At 64.7% G+C, this 14,630-nt stretch carries 10 protein-coding genes and 2 pseudogenes; all 12 read right to left on the reverse strand.

Going from position 1 to position 14,630, the window contains the following annotated elements; translation table 11 throughout:
* Positions 1-48: 48 nt before the first annotated feature.
* The 12 genes and pseudogenes from ACVILL_RS07200 to tolQ all read right to left on the reverse strand — a co-directional run bounded on the left by ACVILL_RS07200 (position 49) and on the right by tolQ (position 14,111).
* Entirely contained in the window at positions 49-1,248 is a 1,200-nt protein-coding gene (locus ACVILL_RS07200) for an ABC transporter substrate-binding protein (RefSeq protein ID WP_456728435.1), read from the reverse strand.
* Between the two features lie 119 nt (positions 1,249-1,367).
* The gene (locus ACVILL_RS07205; protein ID WP_456728436.1) at positions 1,368-1,781 is read right to left on the reverse strand and encodes a DUF3052 domain-containing protein; all 414 of its coding nucleotides are present in this window, start codon (positions 1,779-1,781) and stop codon (positions 1,368-1,370) included.
* 12 nt (positions 1,782-1,793) lie between these two features.
* Positions 1,794-3,716 carry an ATP-dependent zinc metalloprotease FtsH gene (ftsH, locus tag ACVILL_RS07210; RefSeq protein ID WP_456728437.1) on the reverse strand — a complete coding sequence of 641 codons (1,923 nt, stop codon included), beginning with the start codon at positions 3,714-3,716 and terminating at the stop codon, positions 1,794-1,796.
* A gap of 260 nt (positions 3,717-3,976) precedes the next feature.
* A pseudogene (tilS, locus tag ACVILL_RS07215) lies at positions 3,977-5,009 on the reverse strand (tRNA lysidine(34) synthetase TilS).
* 49 nt (positions 5,010-5,058) lie between these two features.
* Positions 5,059-6,093: a tol-pal system protein YbgF gene (gene ybgF / locus ACVILL_RS07220; protein WP_456728438.1), complete on the reverse strand. Its 1,035-nt coding sequence runs from the start codon at positions 6,091-6,093 to the stop codon at positions 5,059-5,061.
* A gap of 249 nt (positions 6,094-6,342) precedes the next feature.
* Positions 6,343-6,825 carry a peptidoglycan-associated lipoprotein Pal gene (pal, locus tag ACVILL_RS07225; RefSeq protein ID WP_244068574.1) on the reverse strand — a complete coding sequence of 161 codons (483 nt, stop codon included), beginning with the start codon at positions 6,823-6,825 and terminating at the stop codon, positions 6,343-6,345.
* Positions 6,826-7,135: 310 nt separating this feature from the next.
* Entirely contained in the window at positions 7,136-7,867 is a 732-nt protein-coding gene (locus tag ACVILL_RS07230; protein ID WP_456728439.1) for an N-acyl amino acid synthase FeeM domain-containing protein, read from the reverse strand.
* Between the two features lie 151 nt (positions 7,868-8,018).
* Positions 8,019-10,338 (reverse strand): annotated as a pseudogene (locus ACVILL_RS07235) (putative bifunctional diguanylate cyclase/phosphodiesterase).
* 187 nt (positions 10,339-10,525) lie between these two features.
* Positions 10,526-11,851 carry a Tol-Pal system beta propeller repeat protein TolB gene (gene tolB / locus ACVILL_RS07240; protein WP_456728440.1) on the reverse strand — a complete coding sequence of 442 codons (1,326 nt, stop codon included), beginning with the start codon at positions 11,849-11,851 and terminating at the stop codon, positions 10,526-10,528.
* A 72-nt stretch (positions 11,852-11,923) separates the two neighbouring features.
* Positions 11,924-12,856 (reverse strand): cell envelope integrity protein TolA, encoded by a 933-nt coding sequence (locus ACVILL_RS07245; protein WP_456728441.1) that lies wholly within the window; start codon positions 12,854-12,856, stop codon positions 11,924-11,926.
* A 30-nt stretch (positions 12,857-12,886) separates the two neighbouring features.
* Positions 12,887-13,354 carry a biopolymer transporter ExbD gene (locus tag ACVILL_RS07250; RefSeq protein WP_097676111.1) on the reverse strand — a complete coding sequence of 156 codons (468 nt, stop codon included), beginning with the start codon at positions 13,352-13,354 and terminating at the stop codon, positions 12,887-12,889.
* Between the two features lie 43 nt (positions 13,355-13,397).
* Positions 13,398-14,111: a protein TolQ gene (tolQ, locus tag ACVILL_RS07255; RefSeq protein WP_016846954.1), complete on the reverse strand. Its 714-nt coding sequence runs from the start codon at positions 14,109-14,111 to the stop codon at positions 13,398-13,400.
* Between the last annotated feature and the right edge of the window lie 519 nt (positions 14,112-14,630).

The raw sequence follows: 14,630 nt of genomic DNA on the forward strand, positions 1-14,630 counted from the left end.
GTCGCTTCGCTCCTCGCAATGACGCCGAAAGAACGACCGGCGGGCCTCTCAATTCCCGGTCTGCAACTCGCCGAAGCGATCCCAGCTCTTGCCGCTGAAGCGCATCAGCTGCATCTGATCGACCGGCACATGGTCGGCCGGCGACGTGTTGACCTTGATGCCCGGCAGCAGCATCGGCAGTTCCAGGTTCCTGATCGCAAATGCCTGCCGCAGGATGTTCTCGGTCGAGAGATCGTCGCCGCAGGCCTTCAGCACCGCCTCGAGCGCCATCGCGCTGTTGTAGGCGTTGACGTAGTTGGTGTCGTGCTGATCGCCATCAGGCACGTATCTGGTCATGAAGTCGCGCCAGCCCTTCATGCCGGGATCGTCCTTCCAGGCCGGATCGTCCGGATCCTTCACATAGGCCGTCGAGATGATGCCGGTGCCGGCCTCGACGCCTGCCGGTTGCATCACGGTCGAAATCCATACCGCGGTGTTGGACAGGAAGGTCATCGGCCGCCAGCCGATCTCGAAAGCCTTGCGGATCGACTGCGCCGCGAATTTCGGCGTCGCCGCGATCACGAAGACGTCGGAATTGGTCGCCTTCAGCTTGACGATCTGGGAGTCGATCGTGGGATCGGTGATCTCATAGGTCGCAACGGTGACAAGAGAGTCGTACTTCTCGCCCAGCACGTCCTTGAGGCCGGCGAGATAGTCGCGGCCGTAGTCGTCGTTCTGCGAGATCACAGCGAATCGTGCGTTCGGATTCTTCGCCAGCGCATAGCGCGCGTAGAGCCGCGCCTCGTAGCGGAACGGCGCCTGCACGCCCATCGTCGCCTGCGGAAATTGCGTGACATCGCCGAATTTCGAGGCGCCGGAGGCCAGGAACAGCTGCGGGATGTTCTTGCTTTGCAGGTATTTTGCGATCGCCGTGTTGTGCGCGGTGCCGATCGAGGAGAAGATCAGCGCGACCTCGTCGCTCTCGACAAGGCGGCGTGTCTGCTCCACCGTCTTCGGCGGCGCATAGGAATCGTCGAGCGAGATGAATTTGATCTTGCGGCCGTTGATGCCGCCGCGCTCGTTCAGCATCCTGAAATAGCCGGCCTCGCCCTTGCCCAGTGCACCGAACGCCGACACCGGCCCGCTATAGGGCATGGTCTGGCCGATCCTGATTTCGGTCGAGGTGACGCCGCGCATCTCGGCGGCGAAGGAAGCGGCGGGCAGCAGCAGGAATGAAATGGCGCCAAGCGCGCCGAATACCTTGCGCATCGGCTTCCCCTCCCCTTTTTCTTGCCGCATATCGGACGACGCGGTCGTGCCGTTTGACGGCTTGGTTCGAGGATGCCACGGCCCCCCGACGGGGGCCAAGCATATTCGCCGCGGCGATCTCAGCGCTTGCCGCGCTCCTTGACCGGAATGACGAATTTCAGCCCCGACCAGACGGCATCGACCGCGCAGACCTTGATGTCGACCAGGCCATTCGCAAGCCCGGTTTCGCGGACCACCACATCCGTGAGATCGGTCGCGACGCCTGAGCTCTTCTTCGGCCACGACACCCAGATCATGCCGTCAGGCGTGATCGCCTGCCGGTAACGCTGCAGTTTGCCTGCGAGCCCCTTGGCCTCGGCGGCGAACAGATGCACGGCATCGAGCGGCGCCCTTGCGGTCTTCGCGACCCGCACATCGGCCGGCAGTTCGCCGACGATATCGCGGTAAGGAACGGACAACCCGTCGATGAAAATACAAAAGCCCGGCTTGAGGCCGAGCTTTTGGATAATTGATCTGCCGGGAGTGCCGGCCATGACGGGCGAGGCTTACGCCTGCGGTTGCGGCTCCAGGCCGGTGTCCGGATCGGGACGCGGACGCGGCTTGCCGGCCGGCGGCACGGCGGAGGCCCGCGGCGTCGACGGCTCCAGCACCGACTCGCGATTGGGCTTCTTGCCCTTCAACAGGTCGATGATCTCGTCACCGGTCAGCGTCTCGAACTCGAGCAGGCCCTTGGCGAGCGCTTCGAGATCGTCGCGTTTCTCGGTGAGGATCTTGGTCGCCTCCTGGTAACCTTCCTCGACCAGACGCCGGATCTCGGAGTCGATCTTCTGGACCGTCGCCTCGGACGCGTTTTGCGTGCGCGACACCGACATGCCGAGGAACACCTCGTCCTGGTTCTCGCCATAGGAGACGGTGCCGAGTTCTTCCGAGAGGCCCCAGCGCGTCACCATCATGCGGGCCAGGCGGGTCGCCTGCTCGATGTCGGAGGCGGCGCCCGAGGTCACCTTCTCGCGGCCGAAGATCAGCTCTTCCGCGACACGGCCACCCATCATGATGGCGAGGCGCGAGGTCATCTGCTCCAGCGACATCGACAGCTTGTCGCGCTCCGGCAGCTGCATCACCATGCCCAGCGCACGGCCGCGCGGAATGATGGTCGCCTTGTGGATCGGGTCGGTAGCGACGACGTTGAGGCCGACGATGGCATGGCCGCCCTCGTGATAGGCCGTCAGCAGCTTCTCTTCCTCGGTCATGACGAGCGACTTGCGCTCGGCGCCCATCATCACCTTGTCCTTGGCCTCTTCGAACTCAGCCTGCGTCACCATCCGCTTGTTGCGGCGGGCGGCGGTCAGCGCAGCCTCGTTGACGAGGTTCATCAGGTCGGCGCCGGAGAAGCCCGGGGTGCCGCGCGCGATGGTCTTGAGGTTGATATCCGGCGCCAGCGGCACCTTGCGGACGTGAACCTTGAGGATCTGCTCGCGGCCGACGACGTCCGGATTCGGCACCACGACCTGGCGGTCGAAGCGGCCGGGACGCAGCAGCGCGGGATCGAGCACGTCGGGGCGGTTGGTCGCCGCGATCAGGATCACGCCTTCATTGGCCTCGAAGCCGTCCATCTCGACCAGCAACTGGTTCAGCGTCTGCTCGCGCTCGTCATTGCCGCCGCCGAGGCCGGCGCCGCGATGACGGCCGACCGCGTCGATTTCGTCGATGAAGATGATGCAAGGCGCGTTCTTCTTGGCCTGCTCGAACATGTCGCGGACACGGCTCGCGCCGACGCCGACGAACATTTCGACGAAGTCAGAACCGGAGATGGTGAAGAACGGCACGTTGGCTTCGCCCGCCACCGCACGCGCGATCAGCGTCTTGCCGGTGCCGGGAGGGCCGACCAACAGCACGCCGCGCGGAATGCGTCCGCCGAGCCGCTGGAATTTGCCGGGGTCGCGGAGGAATTCGACGATCTCCTGCAGGTCCTGCTTGGCCTCGTCGACACCCGCGACGTCCTCGAAGGTGACGCGGCCATGCGCCTCGGTCAGCATCTTGGCGCGCGACTTGCCGAAGCCCATCGCCTTGCCGGCGCCGCCCTGCATCTGCCGCGACAGGAATATCCAGACGCCGATCAGCGCGATGAACGGCAACCAGGAGACGAGCAGCGAGACGAACCACGGCACGTTGTCGCCGGGCGCCTTCGCGGTGATCTGCACCTTGGCATCGTAGAGGCGCTTCACGAGGGTCGGATCGCTCGGCGCGTAGGTCTGGAAGCTGGTGCCGTTGTTGAAGGTGCCGTGAATCTCGGGCCCTTGGATCACGACGTCGCGGACATGGCCCTGATCGACTTCAGTGAGAAGCTGCGAGAACGAGATGTCGGAGGACGACGAACGCTGGCCAGGATTCTGGAAAAGCGTGAACAGCGCCAGCAGCAGCAGGACAATGATGACCCAGAGGGCGAAATTCCGCAGATTGGCGTTCATGGTCTTCCTTCGGTGGTCGCGCGGATCGCGGCCTCTCTCTATCCTTGGGCAGGCTCTGTGGGAATCCCCAGGGAATCCATCCCGTCGATGGCATACAATCTAGGTGCCGCAGGGGTCGATGCCAAGGGAACTGCGCACGACTATTTACCGCATCCTAGCCCGATTCCCGGTCAAAAAATGGCGTGGAATCCGGTGTTTTTCCGGGGTGGTTAAGCCTCTTTGCCGGATTATGACGGCGATTGAAACAATCGACCCCCAGCTCAGCGGCAGCGCGTCCGGCGGGGCGGCGCCGGCTCGATCCTGATGCGGCCAGAGGCGACGCTGACGACCGCTCCGGCAAGGGTCCGTTTCAGCTTGGATTCACGTTTTCCCAAGGCACCAGCGGCCTCGTCGACCGCGGCGAGCAGGGCTTCGACGCTTGCCGAGTTCGGCCGGTCCTTCGTGTCCGGCGCGGTCGATGGCGCGCTTGAGGAGGCGGAGGCGGATCTCCTCGGGCATCACCGCGAACAGTGCAGCGTCGAAGCCCGCGCCAGGGTTATCCTCGCCTTTCAACGCAAGATAGCGCTCGGCGCCGTCGACCAGCAGCTCCAGCGCGGCGTTGGCGCGCGCGAGCCGCGCGGCGAGCCGCGCCAGGTTCCGCGCGTCGCCGCCCTCCTCCGCCAGCTTCGGCATCAGCGCGCGCAGCCGTGGACGCGTGAAGGCCGGATCGCGATTGGTCGGATCGTCGGCAAAGCCGATGCGCGCCTTCTTCAGCGTCGCGATCAGCTGCGCCTTGGAGATATCGAGCAGCGGCCGCGTCAGCCAAACGCCGTCGCGCTCGGTCTCGCGCACCATCGCCGACAGGCCCGCGATGCCGCTGCCGCGCAGCATCCGCATCAACAGCGTCTCGGCCTGATCGTCGCGGGTGTGCGCGGTCAGGATATGCGAGGCGCCGTGCTTGCGCGCGGCTTGCGCGAGCAGGCGATAACGCGCCTCGCGCGCGGCCGCCGGCACCCCGGTCGCGGGTTTGGATCCGTTCCAGCGCAACGTCTGGTGCGGCAGGTCGAGGCTGCGCGCGAGCCGCTTGACGTCGCGCGCTTCGCGCGCCGCTTCGGCACGCAGGCCGTGATCGACCGTGACCGCCACCAGCCGCGGACCTCGTGCGAGCGCGCGGCGCCAGCGCGCGGCGAGCCACATCAGCGCGACGGAATCGGGACCGCCGGACACCGCGAGCACGATCGCCGGCGCGCCCGCGAGACCCGCGAACAGGCGCTTGGCGTCCCTTGCCGGGATGGCGGATTGGTCGTCAGGCATCGCAAAACCAGCACGTCAGGGAAGGCCGGGAGCGGCCTTCCCTGCTGGTTTAGCACTTCACGCGCTTCTGCTCGCGGTCAACCGCAGCCTTGACCCCGCCGGACGCGCGCGGGTATTTCCGCGTGATCTCGCCGAACGCCGCACAGGCGGCTTCCTTTTCCTTCAGCGCCGCCAGCGATTGGCCGAGCCGCAGCAGGGCGTCGGGCGCCTTCGCCGACTTGTCGAACTTGGTGGTCACGCCGAGGAAGGTTTCGGCCGCGTCGCGATATTGCTGGCGCTGGAAATAGCTTTCGCCGAGCCAGTATTGCGCGTCCGCCACCAACGGATCGGTCGGATACTTCTGGGCAAAGTTCTTCATCGTCTCTTCGGCGAGCGCGTAGTCCTTGCGCTGCATGTAGCCGATGCCGAGATCGAATTCGTCCTTCGGCGTGGCCGACGGCGGCAAGGTGGTCAGGGCCGCGCTCGCGCCGGGGGCACGCTGCGGGCTGGTGTTGCCGAGTTCGAGCGGCTCGCCCGCACCGCGGCCGCCGGGCGCACCGACCTGCGCGTCGCTCGGCATCGGCATCTGGCCGCCACCGAGCGCGCGCGGCGCCCCCGGGGCATTCGGATTCTGGTTCGGATCGAAGGCATCGCCGCGACTGCGGCGGCCGGGAGCTGCTTGCGGCGCCGGCTCCTGCGCGATCGGCGCGGGCGCGGCGATCTGCTGCTGGTCATAGCCGCCGCCCTGCGGCTGCCGGCCATATCCTTGCTGTGGTTGGCCGTAGCCCTGTTGCGGCTGGCCGTAGCCCGGCTGAGCCTGCGGCTGCGGCGCCGGCGGCACCGCGGCGACACTGGGTTGACCGGCGGGTGGCTGTCCACCCGGGCCGGGCGGCTGGCCGCCGAGCTGACGCAGCCGCTCCTCGAGCTGGCGGTTGCGGTACTGCAGTTCCTCGTTCTGGCCGGTCAGCTGCCGCAATTGGTTTTCGAGCCGCTCGATCCGCATCTCGGCATCGGAATCGTCGGATTGGGCAAACACTGGTGCGGAAACGGCGAACAGCGCCGCGATTGCCGCGGCGGAAGAAAGAAAATGAAGCCTGGATGACATTTTGCCCTGACGACGAGATCGACGTGAAAAGCGAGCGACATTGAAAGACGGAGTACGCCGGAATTGTGACTGGCAGTTCAAATCCGGGACAGCGTCGCGGATACCGGTTTAGTACGGACGGTGGAACAAGCAAACGGCCAATTGCGCGCAGCTTCGTTCATCTTGATGAAGGCGAGCCGGGCTTTCACGCGGCCAAAACAAAACCGGCGCCCGAAGGCGCCGGCTTGCAAAAATCCATCCAGGATCGCGTCACGAGCTGGCGTTCAGCACGGTGACGGCGCGGCGGTTCTGCGACCAGCAGGAGATGTCGTTACAGACCGCGACCGGGCGCTCCTTGCCGTAGGAGATGGTGCGCATGCGGCTCGGATCGATGCCGCGCGAGGCCAGATAGGAACGAACCGACTGGGCACGGCGTGCACCGAGCGCGATGTTGTATTCGCGCGTGCCGCGCTCGTCGGCATGACCTTCGATGGTGAAGGAATAGCGGTTGTAGGTCTGCAGCCACTGCGCCTGCTTGTCGAGCGTTGCAGTCGCCTGCGGGCTGAGATCGGTCTGATCGCTCTCAAAGAACACACGGTCGCCGACATTGACCACGAAATCCTGCTGGCTGCCCGGGGTCGCGGCGCTCGCCATCGCACCATCGGCCCCCATGCCGTTCTTGTTGGCGCAGGCGCCCATCGACAGCGCCACCGCCAGAACCGCAACCAGCTTCATACCCTGGAGATAATTCATTCCCGGAGCCTCCACGCTCACGCTCTTCGTACTACCCAATCGGTCTACAGGGCGATGGTTAAGCGAACGTTCCGTCAACCTTGACGAGACCTTGCTGGACCCCATCAAATGCCAGGCAATGGCGAAAAGCGCCCCCGATGGTTAATGGGTAGCAAATGTGGCGCGACGGTGAAAGGAAGGCAAGCTTCGCGGGAACCGATCCATCCAATGGTATTTTTGGCGGCGTCCGTGGCCGGCCGGCGACAGAAAGTTTCCGATTTGGAACGCGGGACCGGCGGCAGCGACAGGACGGCTGCCGGCTGATTCCCTCTCAGGAATGCGGCACGATCGATGGACGCTCGAATCGATCGATCACCGGCTGCGGAAGCACGTGGTTTTCGCGCTCGAACAGCATGCGGCGCTCGAACGCCGACGAGCGCATCATCGGGTAGCGATTGAACACCTTGTCGCGCATGGTCGGGAAATCCGCCGCCATCAGGCCGACCGGCTTGAGCAGGCCCGGGAACAGCCGCGGCTCGGCAATGGTCTCGTGGAAGAAGACGCGACGGTAGAAGGCCTGGTGCTCGGGACGAACGATCGCCAGCCCCAGATCGGCGTTGAAATACTCGCACGCCATGTAGGCGAGGCGGACGGTGACATAGGGCAGTTCCGGCGCGCGCCGGGCCCGATCGGGATCCGCAACGAACCGGGCGGGATCGATGATGATTTCATTGCGATCGAGCTTCGGATGCAGGATTTCGCCGAACGCCTCCGCCGAGCACGACTCGCGCCACTCGTTCGTCAGCACGCTGATCCGAACCGAGCTGCAGAGCTCGCCGTCGAGATAGACGCCGAACGTCCAGGAGTTCTCCAGATCATCATACTGATCGGTGACGCGCTGCTCCGCGGATTGCTTCACTGCGCCTTCGCGCAGATAGGCGCGGTAACGCAGATTGTAGATCTCTTCTTTTTCTGCCGGAGTTTGAGCGAGGCGGTAGTCGACCTGGTCGAGCAACTCGGGGCCCCGCGAAAAAGCGCGGGACGCTACGACGGGGGACACCATGAATACTCCGGACCTTCACAACAACTTTTACGAGTTCCCCAGAACCTTAACAGCTTCTTAATTTTCGTCAAAGCAATCGAGGCAATACAGTTAACCTCGAATCGTGCAGCCGAAGGCCCTCACAACTATCGATTGAAAGCGGGCAGCCGGTTCACGCGATCGAGCGCGAGGGAACCACGTGCAGTTGCTCGTCAATGCGCCGGCCGTGCGAGGCATTGAGCAGCTGGCGGATGCGGACCGCGGGAACCGGCCGGCTGAACAGGTATCCCTGCGCTTCGGTCACCGCGCCGTCGGCGCTGATCAGCTCGAGTTGCTCGTTGGTCTCGATGCCCTCGACCACGACCGACATGCCGAGGTCCGCGGACAGCCGTGCCACCCCGCGCAGCAAGGTCAGCGGACGGTCGCTGTCGATACCTTCGAGGAAGGAGCGGTCGATCTTGACCTTCTGCAGCGGGAAATTGTGCAGGTAGCTGAGCGACGAGTAGCCGGTTCCGAAATCATCCAGCGAGATCCGCACGCCGAGCGAGCGCAGTTGCGAGAGCACGTCGTGGGTCAGCTCAGTGTTGTGCAGCAGCGAGGATTCGGTGATCTCGATCTCGAGCCGGTGCGCCGGCAGGCCGGAGACCTCGAGCGCGTAGCGGACCTCGCTCAACACGTCACGCTGGTGGAACTGCTGCGGCGAGAAGTTGACCGCGACGTTGACCGCCTCGGGCCACTTCATGCATTCCATGCAGGCCTTGCGCAGGATCCAGCGGCCGAGATCGACGATCAGGCCCATGTCCTCGGCGACCGGGATGATATCGACCGGAGAGACGGTGCCGCGCGCCGGATGGTTCCAGCGCAGCAGCGCCTCGCAGGTCGAGACCTTGCCGGACTTCAGGTTGATCAGCGGCTGGTAGAACAGCTCGAATTCCTCGTTGGCGAGCGCCTTGCGCAGATCGAGCTCGAGGATGCGGCGGGCCTCGACGGTCTGGGCCATCTCGTCGCGGAAGAAGCAGAAGGTGCCGCGGCCGTCGGCCTTGGCACGGTACAGCGCCATGTCGGCGTTCTTCAACAGCGTGTCGGCGCCGACGCCGGGCGCGGTCATCGCGATGCCGACGCTGGCGCCAATCTCGACCAGATGGTTGTCGATCTTGTAGCGCTCGCTGAGCCGGTCGACGATGCGCCGCGCCAGTGCGGCGGCGTCCTCATGCGAGTGGATGTTCTGCTGGAACACGACGAACTCGTCGCCGCCGAACCGCGCCACGAAATCTTCCGGACGCAGCATCTCGCGCAGCCGCTCGGCGACCGCGCAGAGCAGCTGGTCGCCGCAGGGATGGCCGAGCGTGTCGTTGACCTGCTTGAACTGGTCGAGGTCGACGAACAGCAATGCGGAACGGTGGTCGCCGTGCTGCATGGCGAGCAGCCGGCCGATCTCGTCGCGGAAATTGACGCGGTTGGGCAGCGCGGTCAGTTCGTCGTAGCGCGCGAGGTGGCTGATCCGGGCCTCGGCGTCCTTGCGCTCGGTGATGTCCTCGACCAGCAGGACGGTGCCGCCGCCGGCCATCGGCTGGAACGTCCAGTCCAGCGAACGGTTCTGCGCCGGGTCGGGATCGCTGGTGACGATGTCGCCGCGCTGCGAGCTCTCGATCTCGTAGAGGATCTGCTGCGCGGCCGCCGCCGAGATCGCGCCGGACAGCACGCAGGCATTGCAGATATCGGCCGCGCTGCACGAAGTCGTCCGACAGCTGCATCATCTCGATGAAGCGGTGGTTCATCACCGCAAGGCGTCCGTCGGCGCGGAACATGCACAGGCCGTGCGGCATGTTGTTGAGCGCGGTATCGAACTGATGGGCCAGCGCCGCCTCGCGGAAGCTCGCGGTCAGCGCCTTGACGAAGATCGCATGCAGGCTGAGGTTGATGCCCTTCAGGCCGAGGAAGAACAGCACGAGCAGGATCGACAGGCCGATGTAGTAGAAGTCGCCATGCAGCGCCAGCGCGATCGACATCGGTCCGCAGGCGACCAGCACGTGGAGCTGGAGCAGCCGCGGCCGACCGTAGTTGCGGGCCGCGCCGCCGGCCGTGTAGCCGACCGTCACCGCGACGCAGAGCATATGGGCAATCGCATCGTCGCTGCCGAGGATGGTAACGAAGCACCAGGCGCCGAGCACCATGGCGTAGACAATCGCACCGATCGAGTAGCGCGGCGCCCAGACTCTGGCTTCCTCATAGGTCAGCCCGCCGCCCTGCCCCTCGTCGTACTTGCGCATCCAGATCGCGCGCGCGGTGCCGATGGCGACGATCAGGAAGGCGAACGGCCACAGCAGAGGATTGCCGGTCTTGAGCGCGGTCATCACGGCGGCTGAGGCGGTGGCGACGCTGCCGAGGAACATCGCCCAGAAGTTCTGGCGCATCGAATCGACGAGGGCAGCGTAGAGCACCGGCTCCAGCTCGTCCTGGTTGCCTCGTCGTTTCTGATCCACCAACTGCATCTGTAGACGTACGCGTCCCTTTCCGGCTGCGTAGTTCTAGCGGTCGCAGGTGAAGTCTTTCTGAGGGAATATCGTTAGCGAGTTGTTGCCGGGAACTCGCAGCGGCCGAAATTCACCATAAGATTCCGTGCGCTAGGTAAGAAGTGTCGGTCTGCACCGGGGTTCCCCGGAGCAGGCGCGCGCGCGCTCACGACAACAGCGGCGACCAGGCGGGATCGGAAGCAAAGCCCGGGGTCGGTACCCGCAATTCGTTGCGCCCGGAAACGTCGATGGTGAACAGCGACGGGCCGCTGTTGCCGCCGGGATCGCGGAAGAACATCACGACGCGGCCGTTCGGCGCAAAGGTCGGGCCTTCATTGTGGAAGCCCGAGGTCAGGATGCGCTCGCCCGAGCCGTCCGGCTTCATGATGCCGATCGCGAACTGCCCGCCGCCCTGCTTGGTGAAGGCGATGTAGTCGCCGCGCGGCGACCACACCGGCGTCGAATAGGTGCCGTCACCAAACGAGATGCGCTGCGCCCCGCCGCCGGTGGCCGGCATCACATAGATCTGCGGCTTGCCGCCGCGATCGGACTCGAAGCAGAGTTTTGTGCCGTCGGGCGCGTAGGACGGCGAGGTGTCGATCGCCGGCGTGTCGGTCAGCCGCGTCATCGACTTCGAGCGCAGATCCATCACGAACAGGTTGGAGTTGCCGCCCTGCTGCAGGCTCATGATGACGCGCTGGCCGTCCGGCGAGAAGCGCGGCGAGAACGACATGCCCGGGAAGTTGCCGACGATCTCGCGCTGGCCGGTCTCGATATTGAGCAGATAGACCCGCGGGTCGCCCTGCCCGAATTCCATATAGGTGATTTCCTGGGTCGACGGCGAGAAGCGCGGCGTCAGCACGAGGTCCGAGCCGCGGGTCAGATAGCGCACATTGGCGCCGTCCTGATCCATCAGCGCCAGCCGCTTGACGCGGCGATCCGCCGTGCCGCTCTCGTCGACGAACACGACGCGGGTGTCGAAATAGCCCTTCTCGCCGGTTAGCCGCTCGTAGATCTGGTCGGAGATGATGTGCGCGATACGGCGCCAGTATTCGGCCGAGGTGTCATATTGCTGGCCGGCAAGCTGCTGGCCGGTGTTGACGTCCCAGAGCCGGAATTCCGCCTTCACCCGCCCGTTGCCCTGGCGCGTCATCCGGCCGGTCACCAGCGCCTGCGCGTTGACACTCTTCCAGTTGTTGAAGTTCGGTGCCGCGTCGATGTTGATCTGCTTCTCGAGAAAAGCGGCCTGATCGATCGGTGCGAACAATCCGCTGCGCTTCAGATTGTTGGTGATGACCTGCGTCACGCCGACGCCGACCTCGGTGTCGCCGGGCGTGCCGGCGGCAAAATTCGGGATCGCGATCGGCAGCGGCGCGAAGTCGCCTTCGGGAACGATGATGCGTTTCTGGGCGAAGGCGCTGCGGCTGCCGGCGAGCGCGCCAAGCGCGGCCATTCCGGAGATCATCTGTCGGCGATTGAGGCGGAACGTCATTGCACGCCAATCATTCTGGTCGGTCATTGTCGGTAAACTTTGTTTGCTATTGGCCAAGCGACGCGGCTGCCCTCAGGTCTTTCGCTCTGTGAACACCGGCGCAAAATACTTCCATTCGTCGAAGAAGGCCGCCGGCAGATTATACGGCTGGCATTCGATGATCGCGCGCAGCGCGCTCTCCTGATAGACGCGCAGATAGGGCGTCGACGGCGTGCCTTCCGGCACCGGCATGCCCTCGAGCGAGCCGTCGCGCTTCAGCTTGATCGAGAACACCGCCTCGGTCTGCTGCGCCTCGATGCCGCCATAGGGCTTCTTCCAGCAGCGTTCGACCTGCTGCTTGAACATCGCGCCCCAGGTCGCGGAGTTGTCGGCAGCCTTGCCCTTCGCCGTGCCGAGCGCGGCGTTGGCGTTCAATGCATCCCCGGTCGCCGCGGCGCGCGTCGGGTCGCGCTTGTCGAGCAGTGCTGCGATCTTGCTCTGGTCGAACACGCGATCCTTCGGCTTCTGCTCCGGCGGCGGCTTGGCGGCCTGCTGGACCGGCTTCGGCGGCGGCTTCTTCTCTTCCTTCTTGATCGCTTCGGCGATCGGGTCGGGCTTCACCGGGTCCGGCTTCTTCTCGACCGGCTTCGGCTCTTCCTTTGGCTTGTTCTCGACCTTCTTGGGCGGATCCGGCTTCTTGTCTTCCGGCTTCTCCACCTTCGGCGCCGGCTGCGGCGCCATGTCGGTCACGACCGGCGGCTTCTTCTCGTCGACCTTGCCGACGGTGTCGTCGACCGGCTTGGCCTCGGCGACCTTGTCGACCAGCGGCTTGGGATTTTCCTTCTTGCCGTCCTTCTGGCCGGCCATGACATGGGAGAGCTGGTCGGGCGAGATCACGTCGACGGCAACGGATTCCTCTTCCGGCATCACGTACGCCTTGGTCGACCACGACACGAGGCCCCACCCGATCACGAGGACGTGCAGGACAATCGATGCCGCCAGAGTCTTGTCGACCTTGACCTTCAAATCAGGCTTCCCCGTGCCTAGCCATGGTGGTTATCCACCCTCCGGGATGATGACGATATTCGCCTTGAATCCCGCGGCCCGGACTTCCCCGAGCAATTTCATCATATCCGTGTAACAGACGTCCTTGTCGCCACGCAGATAGACCACTTTCTCGGCATCCGACCGGGCGTCTCCGATAGCCTTGATCTTGGCCGGAAAATCGGCGGCCGTGATCGGCGCATCACCCAGATAGAGCTCGACATTCGAGTTGCAGCCGCCGCCGGTGCGCTTGACCGACAGTGTCAGCGGCGGCTGGTTCGACGAGATCGACTTGCCGCCGCTTGCGACCGGCAGGTCGATGTCGATGTTCGACGTCATCAGCGGCGCCGCCACCATGAAGATGATCAAGAGCACCAGCATCACGTCGACCATCGGCGTGACGTTGATCTCGGCCATGACCGGCTTGCGCCCGCCGCGGCGGCGTCTGCCACCGCCAGACCCTGCCATGCTCATCGCCATGATCGTGCGCTCGCAAGAGTGACCATCGTGACCATCACCAGTCTCAGCCCCGCTCGTCGATCTGACGCGACAGGATGGCGGAGAACTCGTCGGCGAACCCCTCCAGGCGCGCGGCCTGCCGGTTCACCTCCGAAGTGAACTTATTGTAGAAAATAGTCGCCGGAATTGCGGCAATCAGGCCGATTGCGGTGGCAAACAGCGCTTCCGCGATACCGGGGGCCACCACGGCCAAAGAGGTGTTTTTCGAGGCCGCGATCGACTGGAAGCTCGACATGATGCCCCAGACGGTGCCGAACAGGCCGACAAACGGGCCGGCCGAACCCACGGTGGCGAGCACCAGCAGCCGGCGTTCCAGCCGCTCCACCTCCCGGGCGATCGAGACGTTCATGACCTTCTCGATCCGGGCCTGGAGGCCGGCAAACGACCGCGACTGGCTCTCGAAGGAGCGCTTCCACTCCCGCATCGCCGCCACGAAACAGGCCGCCATCGACTGGGTCGGCTTGGCCGAGAGCGCCCGGTAGAGCTCCTCGATCGACTGGCCGGACCAGAATGCCTGCTCGAACTTGTCCATCGCCCGCTTGGTGCGGGCGTAAAGCAGGATCTTGTCGATCGCGATCGCCCAGACCCACACCGAGCAGGACAGAAGTCCCAGCATCACGCATTTGACGACCCAATGGGCCTGCCAAAACAACGCGATCAGCGACACATCGCTCGATGCCAGTGGCAGAGTTGACTGAGCCACATCGGCGGGATTCATCGGCAATATCCTCTCAACGCAAGTGTCCCAATAAGGCGGGCCGGCCAATCGGCACCGGTTCGACGGCCGTGCGCCCGGCGCGGCAAAACTGCGCGAGAGCCTCTTACATCTGTCGCATGGGGGGCCCGTCCAAAGCCGGGCCCTGCTTCCCCTGCCAACATGTCAAAACGAGGGCTTTTCACGCGGCATTCCGACCCTAACCAAACGCTAATCATGGTTAAGGCGAGGTTACCAAAGGGAAATTTGGAGGCGGGAAATGCCGCCGGCCGAGCCGGTTGGCGGGTTCCCGGGATGAACGGTTCGTCCCGTCATGGAGGATGGTGTCCCCCAACTATGTTGCGTGGGTCAGCCTTCGCGTTCTCGCGACATGATTTGTCCGAGCTTTGCTTGTCGTTCCGCCCTCTCTCTTGAAGAGGGCGCAGGGAAAGCCGGGTGCCGATCGCACCCATGGGCCCCGAGCAAAGGGTAGAAAGCTCGGGGGTAGGACCACAGGTGTAACCGGAAACAACCCGGCTTTCC

This window comes from Bradyrhizobium sp. USDA 3364, from assembly GCF_054056355.1.

Bases quoted from the DNA above. Each gene is read 5' to 3' on its own strand.
- ACVILL_RS07200 (WP_456728435.1), bottom strand. From the start codon at position 1,248: ATGCGCAAGGTATTCGGCGCGCTTGGCGCCATTTCATTCCTGCTGCTG.
- ACVILL_RS07205 (WP_456728436.1), bottom strand. From the start codon at position 1,781: ATGGCCGGCACTCCCGGCAGATCAATTATCCAAAAGCTCGGCCTCAAG.
- ftsH (WP_456728437.1), bottom strand. From the start codon at position 3,716: ATGAACGCCAATCTGCGGAATTTCGCCCTCTGGGTCATCATTGTCCTG.
- ybgF (WP_456728438.1), bottom strand. From the start codon at position 6,093: ATGTCATCCAGGCTTCATTTTCTTTCTTCCGCCGCGGCAATCGCGGCG.
- pal (WP_244068574.1), bottom strand. From the start codon at position 6,825: ATGAATTATCTCCAGGGTATGAAGCTGGTTGCGGTTCTGGCGGTGGCG.
- ACVILL_RS07230 (WP_456728439.1), bottom strand. From the start codon at position 7,867: ATGGTGTCCCCCGTCGTAGCGTCCCGCGCTTTTTCGCGGGGCCCCGAG.
- tolB (WP_456728440.1), bottom strand. From the start codon at position 11,851: ATGACGTTCCGCCTCAATCGCCGACAGATGATCTCCGGAATGGCCGCG.
- ACVILL_RS07250 (WP_097676111.1), bottom strand. From the start codon at position 13,354: ATGGCGATGAGCATGGCAGGGTCTGGCGGTGGCAGACGCCGCCGCGGC.
- tolQ (WP_016846954.1), bottom strand. From the start codon at position 14,111: ATGAATCCCGCCGATGTGGCTCAGTCAACTCTGCCACTGGCATCGAGC.